Annotated in this window: 15 protein-coding genes (1 of these 15 cut by a window edge); 3 read left to right on the top strand and 12 right to left on the bottom strand. The window is 50.7% G+C overall.

All coding sequences use genetic code 11. The features are described 5' to 3' along the window. From alaS to ACG1BZ_RS17195, 9 genes are all read right to left on the bottom strand, one after another. On the bottom strand, positions 1 to 2,598 hold the 5' portion of the coding sequence (gene alaS, locus ACG1BZ_RS17155; RefSeq protein ID WP_413662881.1) for an alanine--tRNA ligase. It extends 12 nt beyond the left edge of the window; 2,598 of the gene's 2,610 nt are visible here — the first part of the coding sequence; the start codon lies at positions 2,596 to 2,598; the stop codon falls past the left edge of the window. Between the two features lie 72 nt (positions 2,599 to 2,670). Next, complete coding sequence (locus ACG1BZ_RS17160; RefSeq protein WP_413662882.1) at positions 2,671 to 3,018, bottom strand: histidine triad nucleotide-binding protein; 348 nt, start codon at positions 3,016 to 3,018, stop codon at positions 2,671 to 2,673. Between the two features lie 4 nt (positions 3,019 to 3,022). Then, on the bottom strand, positions 3,023 to 3,208 hold the full coding sequence (locus ACG1BZ_RS17165) for a Trm112 family protein (RefSeq protein WP_108734085.1): 186 nt from the start codon (positions 3,206 to 3,208) through the stop codon (positions 3,023 to 3,025). Positions 3,209 to 3,347: 139 nt separating this feature from the next. Beyond that, positions 3,348 to 4,181, bottom strand: coding sequence for an alpha/beta hydrolase (locus tag ACG1BZ_RS17170; RefSeq protein WP_413662883.1), 834 nt, complete (start codon positions 4,179 to 4,181; stop codon positions 3,348 to 3,350). A 39-nt stretch (positions 4,182 to 4,220) separates the two neighbouring features. Beyond that, positions 4,221 to 5,231 (bottom strand): class I fructose-bisphosphate aldolase, encoded by a 1,011-nt coding sequence (locus tag ACG1BZ_RS17175; RefSeq protein ID WP_413662884.1) that lies wholly within the window; start codon positions 5,229 to 5,231, stop codon positions 4,221 to 4,223. 48 nt (positions 5,232 to 5,279) lie between these two features. Continuing rightward, a complete protein-coding gene (gene glpK, locus ACG1BZ_RS17180; RefSeq protein ID WP_413662885.1) occupies positions 5,280 to 6,758 on the bottom strand; it encodes a glycerol kinase GlpK in 1,479 nt (492 codons plus the stop codon). Between the two features lie 100 nt (positions 6,759 to 6,858). Continuing rightward, complete coding sequence (locus ACG1BZ_RS17185; RefSeq protein WP_413662886.1) at positions 6,859 to 7,344, bottom strand: regulatory protein RecX; 486 nt, start codon at positions 7,342 to 7,344, stop codon at positions 6,859 to 6,861. Beyond that, the gene (recA, locus tag ACG1BZ_RS17190) at positions 7,345 to 8,379 is read right to left on the bottom strand and encodes a recombinase RecA (RefSeq protein WP_108735301.1); all 1,035 of its coding nucleotides are present in this window, start codon (positions 8,377 to 8,379) and stop codon (positions 7,345 to 7,347) included. It lies immediately after the preceding gene. A 174-nt stretch (positions 8,380 to 8,553) separates the two neighbouring features. After that, positions 8,554 to 9,066 (bottom strand): CinA family protein, encoded by a 513-nt coding sequence (locus tag ACG1BZ_RS17195; protein WP_413662887.1) that lies wholly within the window; start codon positions 9,064 to 9,066, stop codon positions 8,554 to 8,556. Between the two features lie 709 nt (positions 9,067 to 9,775). Here ACG1BZ_RS17195 and ACG1BZ_RS17200 point away from each other — a divergent pair. Both ACG1BZ_RS17200 and ACG1BZ_RS17205 read left to right on the top strand, forming a co-directional pair. Then, positions 9,776 to 11,809 (top strand): family 16 glycosylhydrolase, encoded by a 2,034-nt coding sequence (locus ACG1BZ_RS17200; RefSeq protein WP_413662888.1) that lies wholly within the window; start codon positions 9,776 to 9,778, stop codon positions 11,807 to 11,809. Positions 11,810 to 12,327: 518 nt separating this feature from the next. Continuing rightward, a complete protein-coding gene (locus ACG1BZ_RS17205) occupies positions 12,328 to 15,060 on the top strand; it encodes a discoidin domain-containing protein (RefSeq protein WP_413662889.1) in 2,733 nt (910 codons plus the stop codon). A 162-nt stretch (positions 15,061 to 15,222) separates the two neighbouring features. On the opposite strand, the gene ACG1BZ_RS17210 is transcribed toward ACG1BZ_RS17205, so the two are convergent. Further along, positions 15,223 to 15,657, bottom strand: a complete 435-nt coding sequence (locus tag ACG1BZ_RS17210; protein ID WP_413662890.1) for a GNAT family N-acetyltransferase — start codon at positions 15,655 to 15,657, stop codon at positions 15,223 to 15,225. Between the two features lie 31 nt (positions 15,658 to 15,688). Here ACG1BZ_RS17210 and ACG1BZ_RS17215 point away from each other — a divergent pair, with 31 nt between their 5' ends. Next, positions 15,689 to 16,294: a tRNA-uridine aminocarboxypropyltransferase gene (locus tag ACG1BZ_RS17215; RefSeq protein ID WP_413662891.1), complete on the top strand. Its 606-nt coding sequence runs from the start codon at positions 15,689 to 15,691 to the stop codon at positions 16,292 to 16,294. 42 nt (positions 16,295 to 16,336) lie between these two features. On the opposite strand, the gene ACG1BZ_RS17220 is transcribed toward ACG1BZ_RS17215, so the two are convergent. Beyond that, positions 16,337 to 17,056 carry a sulfite exporter TauE/SafE family protein gene (locus ACG1BZ_RS17220; RefSeq protein ID WP_413662892.1) on the bottom strand — a complete coding sequence of 240 codons (720 nt, stop codon included), beginning with the start codon at positions 17,054 to 17,056 and terminating at the stop codon, positions 16,337 to 16,339. A 54-nt stretch (positions 17,057 to 17,110) separates the two neighbouring features. After that, the gene (locus ACG1BZ_RS17225) at positions 17,111 to 17,899 is read right to left on the bottom strand and encodes a TauD/TfdA family dioxygenase (protein ID WP_413662893.1); all 789 of its coding nucleotides are present in this window, start codon (positions 17,897 to 17,899) and stop codon (positions 17,111 to 17,113) included. Positions 17,900 to 17,980 lie beyond the last annotated feature (81 nt).

Below are 17,980 nucleotides of genomic sequence, written 5' to 3' on the forward strand. Positions count from 1 at the left end.
TTGCTCAATCCAATTTGGCACTTCTTTCAGCATATTAGGGAGCGCGGACACATCGGTTCCACCACCCTGGGCCATGTCTTTTCGACCGCCACCCTTGCCGCCCAGCTTCCCGGCAGCAAAGCGCATAAGGTCACCCGCAGAAAGCCGATCTGTCAGGTCTTGGGTCACTGCGGCAACCAAAGCCACCTTTTCATCGCCCGGAGCCGCCAGCAGCACCACGCCGCTGCCCAGCTTGTTCTTCATTTGATCCGCCAAATCTCTCAGTGATTTGGGGTCAGCTCCGTCAATAGAGGTTGCCAGCAACTTAAAGCCCGCCAATTCAATAGCCTGAGTGGAAAGGTCTCCACCAGCACCGCTGGCCAACTTGGTTTTTAACTGGGCAATCTCTTTTTCCAGCTTTCGATTGTTAAGCAGCAGCTGTTCAACTTTGTCAGCCAAGGAGTCCGGACGCGCCTTAAGCAGAGTCGCTACATGCTCCAGACGCTGCTGTGCCTGATCGAACAGAGACATTGCGTGAGCGCCAGTAACCGCTTCGATTCGACGCTGGCCGGAAGCAATGCCGCTTTCCCCAACAATGCGAATCAAACCGATATCACCGGTGCGCTTCACGTGAGTACCGCCACACAACTCAACGGAAAAAGCCTTGTCATCGGATTTGCCCATGGAAAGTACACGTACAGTATCGCCGTACTTTTCGCCAAATAGAGCCATAGCGCCCATCGCTTTTGCAGACTCAATATCGGTTTCGTGAGTTTCAACTGGGGTATTTGCGCGAATTTGGCTATTAACCAGGGATTCAATCGCGTGCAGTTGCTTTGCCGTTACGGCTTCGGGGTGGGAGAAGTCAAAGCGCAGGCGCTCGGAGTCCACCAGGGAGCCCTTCTGGGTGACATGCTCGCCCAGCACTTTGCGCAAGGCGGCATGTAATAGATGGGTTGCAGAGTGATTCAGGGCGGTGGATTGACGAACATCTGCTGATACGACTGCCTCAAGGGTTTCGCCCACAGCGATACTTCCCTTCAACAACTTACCAGTATGCAAATGATGCGCGCTCTGCTTGGTGCAGTCGCGCACTTCAAAGCGGGCATCACCGGAACTCAAATAGCCACTATCACCTACCTGACCACCGGACTCTGCGTAGAAGGGAGTCCGATCCAGAACAATTGCACCCTCTTCACCTTCTTCCAAGCGTTCAACCTGCTCACCACCTTTAACGATGGCCAACACTTTGCCTGTTGCCTCGGTCGCGTTGTAACCGAGAAACTCTGTAGCCCCTTCCAGTTCGAGGACATCGGTATAGTCCTGTTTAAATTTACCGGCAGCGCGAGCTCTCTGGCGCTGGGCTTCCATAGCAGCTTCATATCCATCCATATCCAGGGATAGACCGCGCTCACGGGCAATATCCTGGGTTAAGTCTGTCGGGAAGCCGTAAGTATCATGCAGAGTAAATACCAACTCACCGGGGATCTCACTGCCTTCGAGGGAAGCCAGGGCATCTTCTAGCAGCGCCATTCCCTTATCCAGAGTCTTCGCAAACTGCTCTTCCTCTTTGCGCAGCGCATTCTCAATCACCTGCTGCTTTTCACGCAGCTCCGGGTATGCGTCACCCATCTGCTCGGCGAGCGCCTCTACCAGCTTGTAGAAGAAGACATCTTTGTGCCCAAGTTTGTGACCATGGCGCACTGCGCGGCGAATAATGCGGCGAAGTACAAATCCACGGCCTTCGTTGGAAGGCATTACGCCATCGGCAATCAAGAATGAACAAGAGCGGATATGGTCGGCGATCACTCGCAGGGATTTCTCTTCCAGGTCGCTGCAGCCAACCACTTCTCCCGCCGCCTTCAGCAGCGCTTGGAACAAGTCAATTTCATAATTGGAGTGTACTCCCTGCATTACAGCGGCAATACGCTCCAGCCCCATGCCGGTATCCACTGAGGGCTTGGGCAGTGGGTGCAGTTCACCATCAGCGGTGCGCTCATACTGCATAAATACCAGGTTCCAGATCTCGATATAGCGATCGAGGTCGTCATTATCGGAACCGGGAGGGCCGCCGGGCACATCGGCACCGTGATCGTAGAAAATCTCAGAACTTGGACCGCAGGGACCAGTGTCACCCATCTGCCAGAAGTTATCCTCGTCGAGACGGGAGAAGCGCTCGGCACTCACTCCCATTTCCTTCAGCCAAATATCGGCGGCTTCATCATCGCTGATATGTACGGTTACCCAGAGACGCTCCTCTGGCAAATTCAATACTTTGGTCAGGAACTCCCAGGCAAAGCGAATCGCTTCGCGCTTGAAGTAGTCGCCGAAGCTAAAGTTACCGAGCATTTCAAAAAACGTGTGGTGCCGTGCGGTGTAACCGACATTTTCGAGGTCGTTATGCTTGCCTCCTGCACGCACACAGCGCTGTGAACTGGTGGCGCGATTGTAGGAACGCTTTTCCTGCCCCAGGAAGGTGTCCTTAAACTGCACCATGCCGGCATTGGTGAATAACAGCGTCGGGTCATTGCCCGGAACCAGGGAGCTGGAGGGCACAATAGCATGGCCCTGCTCAGCAAAATAATTCAGAAAGGCGTCGCGAATCTGTGCGCTTTTCATCCGGCGTAATTCCACTTCGTTAGTTGAGTTTTATTTGATTGGCGTCAGTGACACGGTGTCACTTCTGTTCCACTACTGTGCCAGCCCTTGTTCGGGCATTCTTTTTTGGGCAAGCAGGTGAACATGCAGGTGAAATACGGTTTGACCTGCGCTTCGACCGTTATTAACTACCAGTCGATAGCCCTCGAGCCCCAGCTTGCGCCCCAGTTCTGCCGCCAGCCACATAAGGTGGCCGAGCAGGGATTTATCTTCAGCCTGAGCAGCGGATAAATTTACTAGGGGTTTGCGTGGGATAATGAGGAGATGGGTCGGCGCTTGTGGCGCGCGATCCTCAATAACGACACATTGGTCGTCCTCGTAGATCATCTCAGCAGGGATATCTCCCGAGATAATTTGACTGAAAACGCTGGGTTCACCCATTGGTTTACTTTTCCAGCTTTTCCTCGGCTGTCAGCTGCCGCGCTTCAGATTCCAGCATTACCGGTATACCGTCCCGCACCGGATAGGCTAGACCGCTGGCCTTGCAGACCAGCTCCTGTGTGTCCTCCCGGTATTCAAGCGGTGCTTTACTCACCGGACATACCAACAGGCTCAGCAACTTTTTATCCATGTTCCACCCCACTATTTTCCCTCGGTAATACTTCCGATGGGCAAAAATGACCGCGTATCATACAATGCTTCATACGCTTTTACACGGTATTCGCCATAGCTTCTGCTGCGCCACCTGCTGGCCTTGCGCTTTTTTACCCTTATATGACAGAAGCAGTCTCTACTGAAACAGAATTGAGATGGCTAAGTAGCAGCTCCCGGGCTAAACGCCCCTCCTCTATTTCATTAAATACCTCGTGGTAAGACCTTGAGAAACAGTGCAACTGCTTGTTTTTTGACCCCACCTGTCCAAACCACTTGCGGCTGAGTTCCACATCGACAATATGGTCTGATTCCGGCAATAACAGAAGGCAAGGCATGGATATCCCATCCAACCGGCCAGATAAAAACTCCCGCTCCTGCAAAAAAGTCTTAAACCAGCGCAGAGAGATGCTGTGATGCACAAGTTCATCACTGACATACCGCTTGACCACATCCGGACTACGAGATATCCACTGACTATTTATCTGGCTGGAAAGAGCCAACCCCGGAAACCAGCGAGCCAAAAATAGCGCGAGCCATAACAGAAGGCCTTTTGGCTCACTTTTGCCGCGAAAGCCCGGTGCGGAAAGATTTAAACTGTCGACAGACTTATATCGAATAGCACAGCCACAGGCGATAACAGCTCCCATACTGTGGCCAAGAAGATGCATCCCAAGCCCGGGGTTTCCACTTTTTACCAAGGAGATAAATTCATTTAGATCCTCACTATAAAGTGCAAAATCCTCAATATCCCCGCGCTTCCCATCCGACAATCCATGGCCATAATGATCTAGGGCATAGACACTGTACCCTGCTCGATTGAGGTCCTCCGCCAGCTCACTGTAACGCCCACTGTGCTCTCCCAAACCGTGGGATATAACTACCACACCCACAGCTTCTTCTACCCACCAGCGCCGGTAATACAGCGCCACTCCCCTGGTGACAAACTCCATTGCAATCTCCTTATTGATTATTATTTTGCTAGCTATTTGCTATTCCAGGGTTTCGCGGTACCTGCCTAGCATGGCCAAATGATTCATGCGGGACCGTTTAAGTAGCGCTTCCTGGGCTGCTTCAACATTCTCCGGGCGCCCCTGCCAAGCAGCGAGTGCTGGCTCTTGTAGTGCGCGCCCATAGGAAAAGCTCAACTGCCAGGGGCCACCACCCTGCTGATTCATTGCATTGAGATTGGCTGTGGCCTCTTCTGGCCCCTGCCCCCCGGAAAGAAAGTTAATTCCCGGCACTGCTGCGGGGACCGTTCGCCGCAAGCTGCGCAGGGTATATTCGGCCACCTGCTCAGGGTCAGCCGTTTCCGCCTCCGCACCAGGGGTTACCATACTGGGCTTGAGCAACATCAGCTCCAGTATTACCCCGTGCTGGTGGAGTGCGTGGAACACAGAGTGCCAAACCCGCTCATTTACCACCGCACTGCGCTCTATATCGTGCCCACCGTTCATCAGAACCTCTGGCTCCACAATAGGAACCACCCCTTCGGCCTGGCATACCGCTGCATAGCGGGCCAACATCTCAGCATTTGCGGTAAGCCCCAGGCCCGTGGGGTTGTGATGGCCAATGGGGTAGACTTCACGCCACTTGGCGAAGCGAGCTCCTTGCTTTTTATATTGCTGCAAGCGCTCAGACAACCCGTCCAGCCCGTAGGTGATCATATCCCCAGGCGCTCCAGGCAGAGGGCCCTTGCCCTTATCCACCTTAATGCCCGGCACTATCCCCTGTGACGCAGCCACCTCCGGCAAGGGCTGACCCTCGGCATCTTTTTGCCCCAGAGTTTCCTCGAACAAAATAACGCCACTGACACATTCACCTAACCCTTTACAGGACAGCAGCGCAGCACGGTAGTCGCGCCGGTTTTTCTCGGTGGAATCCAATCCAATCGTGGCAAAGCGCTTGGCAATAGTGCCGCCACTCTCATCCGCAGCCAGGATGCCTCTTTGACCATCGACCAAAGTTGCTACAGTTTCCTCCAGCATATCAATATGTGACATCTCTACCCCTCCCTTAGGTTATTACGCTAAGAGGATAGGCGGTCCAGCCTAAAAAGCTTTACAGGCTTTTACCGCCCTCCGCCAACCAGCCAACAACTGCTCCCTCTCCGCCTGAGTCATTGCCGGCATAAAGTCCCGTTCAATTTCCTGCAAACACTCCGGTAATTCCCTTGGTCGCCAGGTTCCACTGCCAATACCAGCCAGCAACGCAGCACCAATAGCCGTCGATTCAATCTGCTGGGGCCGTTCAACACGCAAAGAGGAAATATCCGCCTGGAATTGCATCAGGAAATTATTCGCGCAAGCACCCCCATCCACACGCATATGGGTAATCGGCAAGCCCAGGGCCTGCTCCATCAAGCGGGCCAGCTCATCACTCTGGTAAGCTATAGATTCCAAAGTGGCACGCACCACCTCAGCTCGACCAGCCCCGCGACTCAAGCCGCAAATAGTCCCCCGTGCCGATGGGTCCCAGTGCGGCGCACCCAGCCCACTAAATGCAGGCACAAGATAAACGCCGCGGGTATGAGGAATACTCTGGGCGATAATTTCGGTATCCACCGCCTGCTGGATCATTCCCATCTCGTCCCGCAACCACTGTATAGCGGAGCCCGCTGTGAAAACTGAACCCTCTACGGCATAGGCCGGATTACCCTGGGCATCACAGGCCACTGTAGCCAGCAACCCCTGGGGAAGCTCCGGGCGATCCTCGCCGGCAAAAGCCAACATAAAGCAGCCGGTTCCATAGGTGTTTTTTATACTACCGGGCTCGGTACAACCCTGGCCAAACAGTGCTGCCTGCTGATCCCCGGCAACACCACAAATCGGAGCCGATGTGCCGAGAAAAGCGTGGGGGTCTGTATCGGTAAAGTGGCTAGCCGACGGTAGAATTCTTGGAAGAATGGATTCAGGGCACTGGAAAAAATCCAGCAGCTCACTATCCCAGGCTTTATCTTTTATGTTGTACAGGAGGGTGCGACTGGCATTGGTGTGATCGGTGAGATGGGCTTTGCCACCGCTCATTTTCCAGATCAACCAGCTATCTACGGTGCCGAAGCACAGGTCGCCATTTTGAGCTCGGGTTAGTAAATCCGGGTTACGGCGGAACAGCCAAGTCAACTTACTTGCGGAAAAGTAAGCATCCAGCAATAGGCCACTGCGCTCTCGCAACCAATCAGACCTGCCGAGTTCCCCCAGCTCCCGGCATACCTCTGCCGAGCGCCGGCACTGCCACACAATCGCAGGAAAAACCGGCTCACCGGTATACCTATCCCAGACGATCGTGGTCTCACGCTGGTTGGTAATTCCCACCGCGGTGATATCCGATGCGCGAACACCTGCTCGCTGGAGTGCTGCAGCACAGACCCGGAGAGTTACCGACCAAATCTCTTCCGCATCCTGCTCAACCCAGCCAGGCTGGGGATAACGATTGGGAATTTCCGAGTAACTGCGACCAATCAGGTGGCCTTTACTATCGAAGATAAAGGCCGTGGTACCGGTGGTGCCCTGGTCAATAGACAGGATCATAGGGTTCTCGCGCTTATTCTTTTAGTCTCTTTCTGTACCTGAAAATACGGCCGAAATCTATCGACCAGTCATTCAGATAGTAGTCAGAGTATAAGCCCGATTAATTGCCGTCCAGCGCCCAGCTAATCGCATCTGTGGGGAAGCCCCGGTAAGCCAGGTATCGCTGGCGCCGCGCTCGCTCCTTCATCCACTGATCCCGTGGAAGCTCTGCGCTCATAGGGGCCCGGTATTTTCTCTGAAGCATCTCCGCAGCTAACTCAAACCAATCCACTTCCAACTGATCCAGCGCCTGGGCAATTAGTTCACCGCGCACGCCGCGCTGCTGTAGCTCCTGGCGAATACGCATCGGCCCCTGACCGCGCTGGACACGGGAGCGGGCAAAAACTTCGGCAAAGCGTTGATCGGATTGATAGTTGAGTTCGTGTAGGCGCTCAAAAAGCGTGTCGAAATCGGCGCTGGGGAATTTTGCCGCGAGCTTTTGCCTCAATTCATGGCGGGAGTGCTCGCGGCGGGTCAACAGCTCAAGCGCCGCGCTGAAAAGCGCTTGAGCTGGATCAACGGAAAAATCCGCTTTTGAGTACGGCATTTACTCTTCCGGTAATTCCGCAGCCTCTTCAGGGGTCGCAGGCACTAAATCACCGAGCAGCTGCGCACGCAACTGGCCTTCAATCTCGTTGCGAATATCGGGGTTATCGCGCAGGAACTTGGTAGCGTTCGCCTTGCCCTGGCCAATCTTGTCGCCCTTGTAGCTGTACCAAGCCCCCGCTTTATCCACCAGCCCCATCTTCACGCCGTAATCGACGATTTCACCAATCATGTTAATGCCTTCGCCATACATGATCTGGAACTCGGTCTGCTTAAACGGAGGAGCTACCTTGTTCTTAACCACTTTCACTCGGGTTTCGTTACCCACCACCTCATCGCCATCCTTAACGGAACCGATACGACGGATATCCAAGCGCACAGAAGAGTAGAACTTGAGGGCATTACCACCAGTGGTGGTTTCAGGGCTGCCGAACATAACACCGATCTTCATGCGAATCTGGTTAATGAAGATTGCCAGGGTGTTGGTGTTCTTGATATTACCAGTGAGCTTACGCAGAGCCTGGGACATCAAACGAGCCTGCAAGCCCACGTGGGAATCACCCATCTCACCTTCGATCTCAGCGCGCGGGGTCAGGGCCGCAACGGAGTCCACTACCAGCACATCAACGGCACCGGAGCGCACTAGCATATCGGCAACTTCCAGAGCCTGCTCACCGGTATCCGGCTGGGATACGATCAACTCATCGACGTTGACACCCAGTTTTTCAGCATAGATAGGGTCGAGGGCGTGCTCAGCATCTACGAAAGCACAAGTACCACCATTGCGCTGGGCCTCGGCAATCACCTGCAAGGTGAGGGTGGTTTTACCGGAGGATTCTGGTCCATAGATTTCAACGATACGGCCACGCGGCAAGCCGCCTATACCCAGGGCCACATCCAAGCCGAGGGAGCCGGTGGAGATCGCAGGAATACGCTCGCGCTCCTTGTCTCCCATACGCATCACAGTGCCTTTACCGAACTGACGTTCAATCTGAGATAGCGCCGCTTTTAATGCCTTGTCTTTATTGGAATCCATGACCATTCCCGTATTTCTGAGCTGAATTGAGTGGTGGCAAGCTTAACGAAGGATTACTGTATAGGCAACCAGTAATTCCTCATACTGAGTACCAGCTTCAGGCTGAGCGAGCCTCGCTTCAAAAAGAAGTCTGAAGCTGGAGCAAACGAACAAAGATTGACCCGGCGGACAGGTTCAAACCGGGTGCTCACGGACAACCTTTAACATTCCCTTCAGCGCCTCAACGACCGTCTGCGATTGCACCTCTGCCCGGTTACCACTGAACAGAAAACACTTCGCATCAATCTGCACTGGCTCTTGCCCCTCCGCATGGGCCCAGGCGATCCAAACTGTACCTACCGGCTTCTCGGCAGTGCCACCATCAGGCCCTGCGATACCACTGACCGCAACGGCGAGATTGGCATCCATCATCGCCAGAACCCCACAAGCCATCTGCCGGACGACCGGCTCACTCACTGCCCCAAACTGCTTGAGATCATTGCTGTCGACACCCAGAACACCGTTCTTGATACGATTCGCATAGCTCACGATCGATCCATCAAACCAATTCGAAGCACCCGCTATAGAGGTAATAGCCGCCGCAATCGCACCACCGGTGCAAGATTCTGCCGACGTCACACGCCAATCTCTCTTTTCCAGCTCCCCGCCCAACTCTCTGGCAAGCTCAATTATCTCTCTGTATTCCACCGTTTCTTCCTATTCAACCGCTCCTGGGCCACAACCAAATATTACAGCACAGAAGTGGGCTCTTATTCTGGGTGCCGACCTGCAGCAAGCTTACAAATTCCACTTTAAGTAAGCTGCCCCATACCAAATATACAACCGCCTCTCAGTGGTGAAGCCACAACCCCTTCAAAAAATCAATCCACGCCGGCTGCACACCGGCGCCGGCACCAAAAGATAAATCTCACGCTGTCGAAGCGCTCGCAAGCGGCGGCAGCACTCTAGAAAATAAAACTACCTATGGGAGCCAGGCTGCCAATTCTAATTTCCGCCGCCGGCCCACCTTCAAATTAGAATTTAAATTTTAAAAGGGGTCTTAAATCAGCAAATAATTTCAAGCGGGCAATCCAATAAGCAACAGCAAATTTAAAAATAAAAACGTAAACAATGTAAAAACACATTAATACACACTGGCTGATTCTAATTTTAAAGCAGAAAAATTTTGTATATGCGATAAGTTGGACCAGTCTCACGATAAAGGGCCCGGGCTTTCCCTATGCAACAATCGGCTTTTTGTTAGTCTGTTACTGCTGTACTGAATATATAAATATCACAATAAAAAAGCAGATAAATCCCCAAGCCCAACAAGTATTAATCATCGTGGCAGATCACCGCCATTATAAAAATACAATGAAGTTGGCACCCCCATAGATAATTAAAGAAAGACAAAATCATGAATTTAAAAAAATCAGCGATCGCGGCTGCTATTGTAGGCGCCTGTGTGTCCTCACTTGCCAATTCAAAAACTTTGGTCTGGGAAGATAATTTCGACGGCGACAGTATTGATAAGTCCGTTTGGACTTACGATGTGGGCAATTCAGGCTGGGGTAACAATGAGCTGCAAACCTACACCGACGATAGTGCCAATGCCTATGTCGAAGATGGCAACCTTATTATTCAAGCACTGCAAAACGACGACGGCAGTTTTACTTCCGCCCGCCTGAAATCCCTGGGTCGTATGACTTATAAATATGGCACCATTGAAGCCCGCATTAAATTACCTGACCTGGATGCCGGATTGTGGCCTGCCTTCTGGCAGCTGGGTGGCGACTACGGCCAAGTGGGCTGGCCCGCTTGCGGCGAACTGGATATTCTCGAGGCGGGCATGGCCGACGCTCTCAGTGCCGGCACGGTCAACTCAGAAGTTTCCGGCGCTTTCCATTGGTGGCATGAATCCGATGACTACACCGGCCAGGCGGACTACGGTCAATCGAAAAACCTTATTGATGACTTCGGCTCCAGCACTGACCTCACTGAGGACTACCATATTTTCGGTATGACCTGGACACCGGACAGTATCGTTATGTGGGTTGACGACGAAGCCAATGAAATTATTAGCATCGGCAGTGAAGACCCCGCATTTGACGAGTTCCGTCAACACCACTTCCTGATCCTGAACTTAGCGGTAGGCGGCGTCTTCCCAGAGATTTACGCTAACAGTGAAATCACCGCACCGATGCCCGCCAAAATGTATGTAGACTATGTTCGCATCTACGATAACGACGACAGCAGCTACAGCACAGAAATCTCCCTGGCTGAAGACACCGCCAAAACAGGTGATATCGGCGTATTTTCCGAGGGCAGCAACCTCTCCGAATCCTTGCAGCTTGGCACCGATACCGAGCTGTATGTCTGGAACCAAAACAGCATGTCAGCTACTGTCAGCGCCGAAGCTGCCGAGGGTGATGAAGCCCTCCAGTTTGATATTACCGCTGGTGAATGGTTCGGCATGGGCTTCTGGATGCACTATGACCTAAACCTAATGAACTACGAAAACGGTCATCTTAATTTCAAAATGAAAACCACCAGCAGCCAGACTATCGGCATTGGTATTTCCAGTACTGGTGGCGGAGATGCCTGGGTAGATCTGGTGGATGGTGATGATACCTACGGCCTGGAGCGCGATGGCGAATGGCATCAGGTAAGTATCCCCCTGAGTAAATTGGGAGTGGACTTCAACACTATCAGTCAGGCGTTTATGATTCGAGGTGATGCCGCCTCTGAAGATTTTGTTCTGTCCATTGACGATATCTACTTTAGCGAAAGTGTGGAAAAAACAGCCCCGACCGGTGTCTTTTCTCTCTACACCGAAACTGCAGAGGCCAATTCAACTTTCACACTGGGAACTGATGGCAACCTGTATATTTGGGGCGATACCCTGCTGGAGGCCACTCAAACCCCATTCGAAGGTGAAGAATCCCTCTCCTATTACTCCTCCGGGGCCGGCTGGTTCGGAATGGCATTTACTGCCGACAGCTACTACGATCTATCCGCCTTCGATAATGATACTGCAACGCTGAATTTCGCCCTGAAAACCAGCTCAGAAACCACCTTTAAGATTGGCATGAAGAGCGGTAGTGTCAGCGATATTGGCCAGCAGTGGATTGAATTTGCCAGCGGTTCCGATCCTTATGAATTCGCACGGGATGGCGAGTGGCACCAGGTATCAATCCCCGTTTCTGATTTCAGTAGTGAAGTAGATATGTCAAATGTTATCCAACTATTTGAGCTACTGGGCGTTGATGGAGATATCAGCGATATTGAAATTGACGATATCTATTTCTCCGGCGGAAGCTCAGACAGCGATAGTAATGACAACTGTCGTCCACACTCCCACAAGTGCCACCCTCATCATAAAAGGCACAAGCATCGCCATGGAAACTGCACCCCACCTGCACGATGCGCACAGGGACCCCGTAGACATTAAAAATACAAGGGCGCCGCTAAATAGCAGCGCCCTTTTCTTTTTTACGCCACCCAATTTTTTCACCAGCATCAAAACCCGCCCTGTCTGCCGGCAGATATTATCTTTTAAAGATATGATCCTGTGTGAGGGGAAGCACAACAACAATAAATCCAGATTAAATTTGCTTGCACTTTTGCCCAACACAGAAAGATCAAAAACAGAATTCCCGCACAAAACATTTGCAAACAAAAACACAAAAAGGAATTTATTTTCTTGTAAAAAAATTACAAGAAAATAAATTTTCAAGCGTATGCGACAAACAGGACTACAACTACGACAAGGGGGCCAGATTCGCTTTCCTGTGGAACAATCGTTTTGCTAGGCTTTGCCCGTGACCAGCACCTGTTTTTCGCGTGAATTTCAGGCAATTACAATTTAAGTAATCTGCATTCATTAAATCCACAAGCAACATTTGACTGAGCCACACCATTCCTATCAGGCGTTTTATTCTTATAAATAATTAACAACGAAAGAAAATTATGATTATTAAAAAATCAGCGATAGCCGCAGCTATTGTCGGCACCTTTGTGTCCTCAATAGCCAATGCAAAAACTTTGGTCTGGGAAGATAATTTTGACGGAGACACTATCGACACCTCCGTCTGGACCTACGATGTTGGCAACTCCGGCTGGGGTAACAACGAGTTACAAAATTATACCGATGATAGCGACAACGCTTATGTCGAAGACGGTAACCTGATTATTCAGGCCGTACAGGAAAGTGACGGCAGTTTTACTTCTGCTCGCCTAAAGTCTCTCGGGCGTCTGTCCTACAAATACGGAACCATTGAAGCTCGAATTAAATTGCCGGATTTGGATGCGGGATTATGGCCAGCATTCTGGCAACTGGGTAGCGACTACGGTCAAGCCGGCTGGCCTGCCTGTGGCGAACTGGATATTCTCGAAGCGGGTATGGCCGAAGCGCTAGAAGCCGGCGTCGTAAATTCTGAAATTTCCGGAGCCTTCCACTGGTGGCACGAGTCCGACGACTACACCGGGCAAGCAGATTATGGTGTATCGCAAAACCTGGTTGAGGACTTCGGTTCCAGCTCCGACCTCACCGAGGATTACCATATCTTCGGTATGACCTGGACGCCCGATAGCATCGTTATGTGGGTGGATGACGAATCCAACCAAATCGCAGCTTTGACGGATACCAGTGATTCCGCATTCGATGAATTTCGCCAGCATAACTTTTTAATTCTCAACCTGGCAGTAGGTGGCATCTTCCCGCAGATCTATGACAACAGCGAGATCACTGCCCCAATGCCCGCGAAAATGTATGTTGACTACGTACGTATCTACGACAACGATGACAGCAGCTACAGCACCGAGCTCTCCCTGGCTACCGATACCGCAAAAAGCGGCAACCTGGGCGTGTTCGGGGACAGCAGCGATATTTCCGAATCCCTGACGTTTGGAACTGATATTGAGCTCTACGTCTGGAACAATATGGAAAGCCAATCCAGCGTCGACGAGAGTGATGCCCTGGAGTTCCAAATCGATACCGGCGAATGGTATGGCATGGGTGTATGGATGCACTACGACCTGAATTTGATGAACTATCAAAATGGTCACCTGAACTTCCGCATGAAAACCACTAGCGAAGAGACTATCGGCATCGGTATCAACAGTACCAGCGGTGGTGAGTCCTGGGTGGACCTGAGCGTAGAAGGCGATACTTTTGGCCTGGAACGGGATGGGCAATGGCACGAGGTGAGTATCCCCCTGAGCAAATTTGGGGTGGACTACAACACCATTAGCCAGGCATTTATGGTACGCGGAGATGGGCCATCAGAAGCCTTCACCCTGTCCATTGACGATATTTACTTTAGTGAGAGCGTCGAAAAAACCACACCAAGCGGCACCTTCTCCCTATACAGTGAAAACACCGAGGCAGACTCCAGTTTCGAACTGGGCACTGATGGCAATCTGTATATCTGGGGCGAAACCCTGATCGAGACTTCTCCTTCCCCCTACGAAGGCTCTGAATCCCTGTCCTACACCTCCGCAGGTGCTGGCTGGTTTGGTATGGCTTTCACTGCTGACTATTACTACGACATGTCAGCCTTCGACAACGATACCGCCACGCTCAATTTTGCTTTGAAAAGCAGCTCCACCACGACCTTTAAGATCGGCATGAAGAGCGGCAGCATTGACGATGTAGAACAAAAGTGGATTGACTTTGCCAATGGCGCCGATCCCTACGGTTTCGCACGGGATGGCCAGTGGCACCAGATCTCTATCCCCGTAAGCGACTTCAGTGACGAAGTAGACATGTCTAACGTGGTTCAACTATTCGAGCTTCTAGGCGTGGATGGAGAAATCAGCGATATCGAGATCGACAATATCTACTTCTCTGGCGGTACTGGCGGCAACGATGACTCCGGTGACGATTCCGATAGTGGAGGCGACGAGGACGACGGCGAAGGCTCTGGCGATAGCGGTGAAGCTGGCAGCCAGGACCTGATTGCACAGGCTACCGTCACCGCCAGCAACGAAATCCAGCCCATCGCAAATGCAGTTGATGACAACAGCAGCACCCGCTGGGAAAGCGCCCATGGCGGTGACTCAGTATGGGTACTACTGGACCTGGGTGAGGCAGAAGCTCTGAACACCCTGACAATCGACTGGGAAACCGCCAACGCTGCGACCTATGCGGTACAAGGCAGTAACGACACTATTTCCTGGACCACATTGGCCAGCTTTAGTGGTGGTAGCGCTGGAGAGAGAACCGATGAGCACTCCCTGAGTGGAAACTATCGATATGTGCGCCTGTACTTCACTGAGCGCAGCACAAGCTATGGCTACTCCATCTGGGAGCTGGGCTTAACTGGTGGTGACGGTCAGGCTTCAAGTATCTCTGCAACCTCTGAACTGCAAAGTGCTGAACTGGCAATCGACGGAGATAGCAATACCCGCTGGGAGAGCGCCCACGGTGTGGACAATGTCAGCCTGACTTATGACTTGGGCTCTGTACAGTCCATTGGCACCCTCAATATCGACTGGGAAACGGCCAATGCGGCTGCCTACACTCTGCTCGGCAGTACCGATGGCAGCAACTGGACAACTGTTGAGTCATTTTCTGGAATGGGAAACGGTGAACGCACCGACGCAATCACCGTAGAGGGAAACTACCGTTACCTGAAGATTGACTGCACCGAACGCAATACCGTGTACGGCTACTCCATTTGGGAAATTAGCACTTACTAATAGCTGCTGGTAGTAGCAACTCGGGCAGCACTTTTACAGTGCTGCCCTACCTATAATCTGTCCCCGAAAGAACTAAAATTCCAAAGCTAGAGGTACTACACACCTTTTCACAGTAATTCTTTCTAATTCAAAGCCAACCTGAAAATAATAACCTTCCCAAGGCTAACGGTAGACCATCGCCAGAATCGAGCGCCCCTGCTTCACGTAACCGCGGAATAAATCCCCAACAGGGCCAATTAACTCATTCACTTCAATCCTCTCAAACCCCAAAGAGCAGTAAAAAGGCTCTAAGTGGTCGTAGGGAAATGTATAGGTGTCACTATCAAAACGTTCAGCAAGGAGCGTCAGCAGCTGCCTTGCAACACCCTGCCCTTGATGATCTGGTGCAACAGCAACTCCGGCCAGGAGCTTAAAGCTCTCATAGCGCCGCAAATAACCGCAGGCAATCACCTCCCCCCGTTCGCCGCGCACTATCCCGCAGTCCTCATGGCGTTTGGCTTTGCCACGAAATCCATACATGCGATAAAATTTGTTCGCTAGCGGAATCTCTATATCTGCCAGCCACTGAACACTATTAGAAGGCTGCGTTTTCGCCATAAACCTGCCCCTGTACCCCTGAAGTAGAAAAATGCCCAGAGAGACCTGTAGCACCTGCCTGCGCCCGCCCAATGTCTGTTATTGCAGTGCGTTGGTGAGCCTGGCTAATACCATAAAAGTGGTGATCATACAGCACCCACAAGAAGAGAAGCACCCGTTCAATACCGGGCGTATGGCGCACCTGTGTTTAAATAACAGCGAAATGCTTATCTCTGAAACCCTTCCTAATCATCAGCTGGACAGGCTACTCGATACACCCAGCGCTCTACTCTATCCGTCACTATCATGGCTACCCCAAACACCCCAATTAGCTGAAGGGAACAATACCCCTAGCCACCAGAATCAGCTGGAAAAGATTGAACAGCTAATTGTTATTGATGCGACTTGGAAAAAATCTAAAAAGATTCTTCACCTGAACCCCAAGCTACAACAGCTTCCAAGAGTCAATCTCAGTGGGGACTTGAAATCCAACTACGCAATTCGGAAAACCACCGTTGCGGATGGTCTGTCAACCATTGAAAGTATTGCCTTGGCTATGACTCGACTTGAAGATAAAAATGAGTATTCCAAGCTTCTGCAACCATTTGAAAAGATGATTAGCCTGCAACAGCAGAGCTATTCAGCAGAGCCAACTTAGGGCATTTGATACTCACAGTCAGTGAGGCCTCAAGCAAAGAACCTAAACAATTACTCCATCAGGAAATATCAAATTGGAAACCCCCTGATAGGTTAGCACGCACATAAAAATTGATAAGGCATATCGAATAATCGATCGATATCGCTCTTCATCAATCCTCGATTGAAGCTTAAATCCAATAATTAGTCCAAAATATGCAAATACGGTAATTGCAGATAGCGACATCAACTCCAAATCATCAAAACTCAAGTAAACTGAAAGTACAGAAAGCTGTATCAGCTTGCCAATCAAGAAACAGATATTGGAAATAAGGATTACTTCCTTTGATGATCTGGCAACTTCCAATAAGTAAATCATCAGTAGAGGCGCAATCGCATTAGTCGCGCCACCAATCACCCCAGCCAAGCCGCCCATAATGACAGGAAAAAGTACTGGCCGACTGGAGAATTTAGACAGATAACCCCTTAAACGATTGGAAAACAGGTAAATCAAGATTGATACCGCCAGTAACAACTTGAGAATATCCGGATTTGCCCAGGTTAACAGCCATGTTCCGGCAAGGCTTCCAAGAGACACCAATAATATTACTAAACTATATTTAGAAAAATTAATCCTATAATCTCGGCACTTATAAAGACTGGATATAATTACCATAAGCGACGGCAAGATGGTTAACACCACCGCCGTTTTCAAATCATAAGCAAGTGCCAGAATAGGCGTCGCAAGCATTGGGAAACCAAATCCCAATGCTCCGTGAGCCATACCTGCTACCAGAATAAGCAACAAACCAACTATAACTATCTCTATGACCACTCGTTAAGCAACCCTCGATATAGCAGGCATATTAAAACGTATTCGTTTAAGGTGCCTTTTCCTATCCTTAATTCCTGTTCTTGCGTGAAGGTATCGTCGATTATCTAACAACAATATCTGATTATTATTCAACCTAACCTTAAACATATTATGTGGCAACGATATTTTTAGCTCCAGCTCACGTAAAGCATCAAGCTCGTCTGAAGAGCAATACTCACGCTCGATAATATCATACCTGTATCTGAAACCATGGCTCTCATCAATTAAGGATGCCTCTATAAACTCAGACGACTTCCGAAATTCTTCAGGAACACGCAGTTTAAACTTACTATGTGAAAGCACCTGGAAGGTTTTATCGGAGAGGCTCTCGATTATCCTGTCGGCACAGACAAGAATATTTTCTCCGCCTCCATGCATATCAGCGTGCACAACGAAGAGACCAAAGTAGCCAGGCATCTCCGATTCAAAAGCACCGTCATTGTGCAAGAAGAATTCTCTATCACTATGAGATATAGCCAATGCCTCATCGCCTGTCTCACCACCAATCCTCACATCCCAAACCGTTCGCCCCATAGAATCATGCTCATGTACCAACCCAATGGTGTTGACAATATCCTCCATCACTTCAGCAGAGTCATCAGAAAATTTGAGATGGATAAGCGCAATCCCCTTTTTAAACAGGGCTATCTTATAACTTTCATACTCTATGTCCGAACAGGACCCAAGTTCAAAGCAGCAGTAACTTGGGACTCTAAGTGGCATGGCATGCGATGAAAAATAGAGTGACGACATTTTCAGCTCCCTTGATGAACAATTCCTTTACGATTCCCACTATATGAACTTCTACCCACAAGATAAAAGGAGCAATCTTTA

It is taken from the genome of Microbulbifer sp. CNSA002 (assembly GCF_047324085.1).
Taxonomy (GTDB): domain Bacteria; phylum Pseudomonadota; class Gammaproteobacteria; order Pseudomonadales; family Cellvibrionaceae; genus Microbulbifer.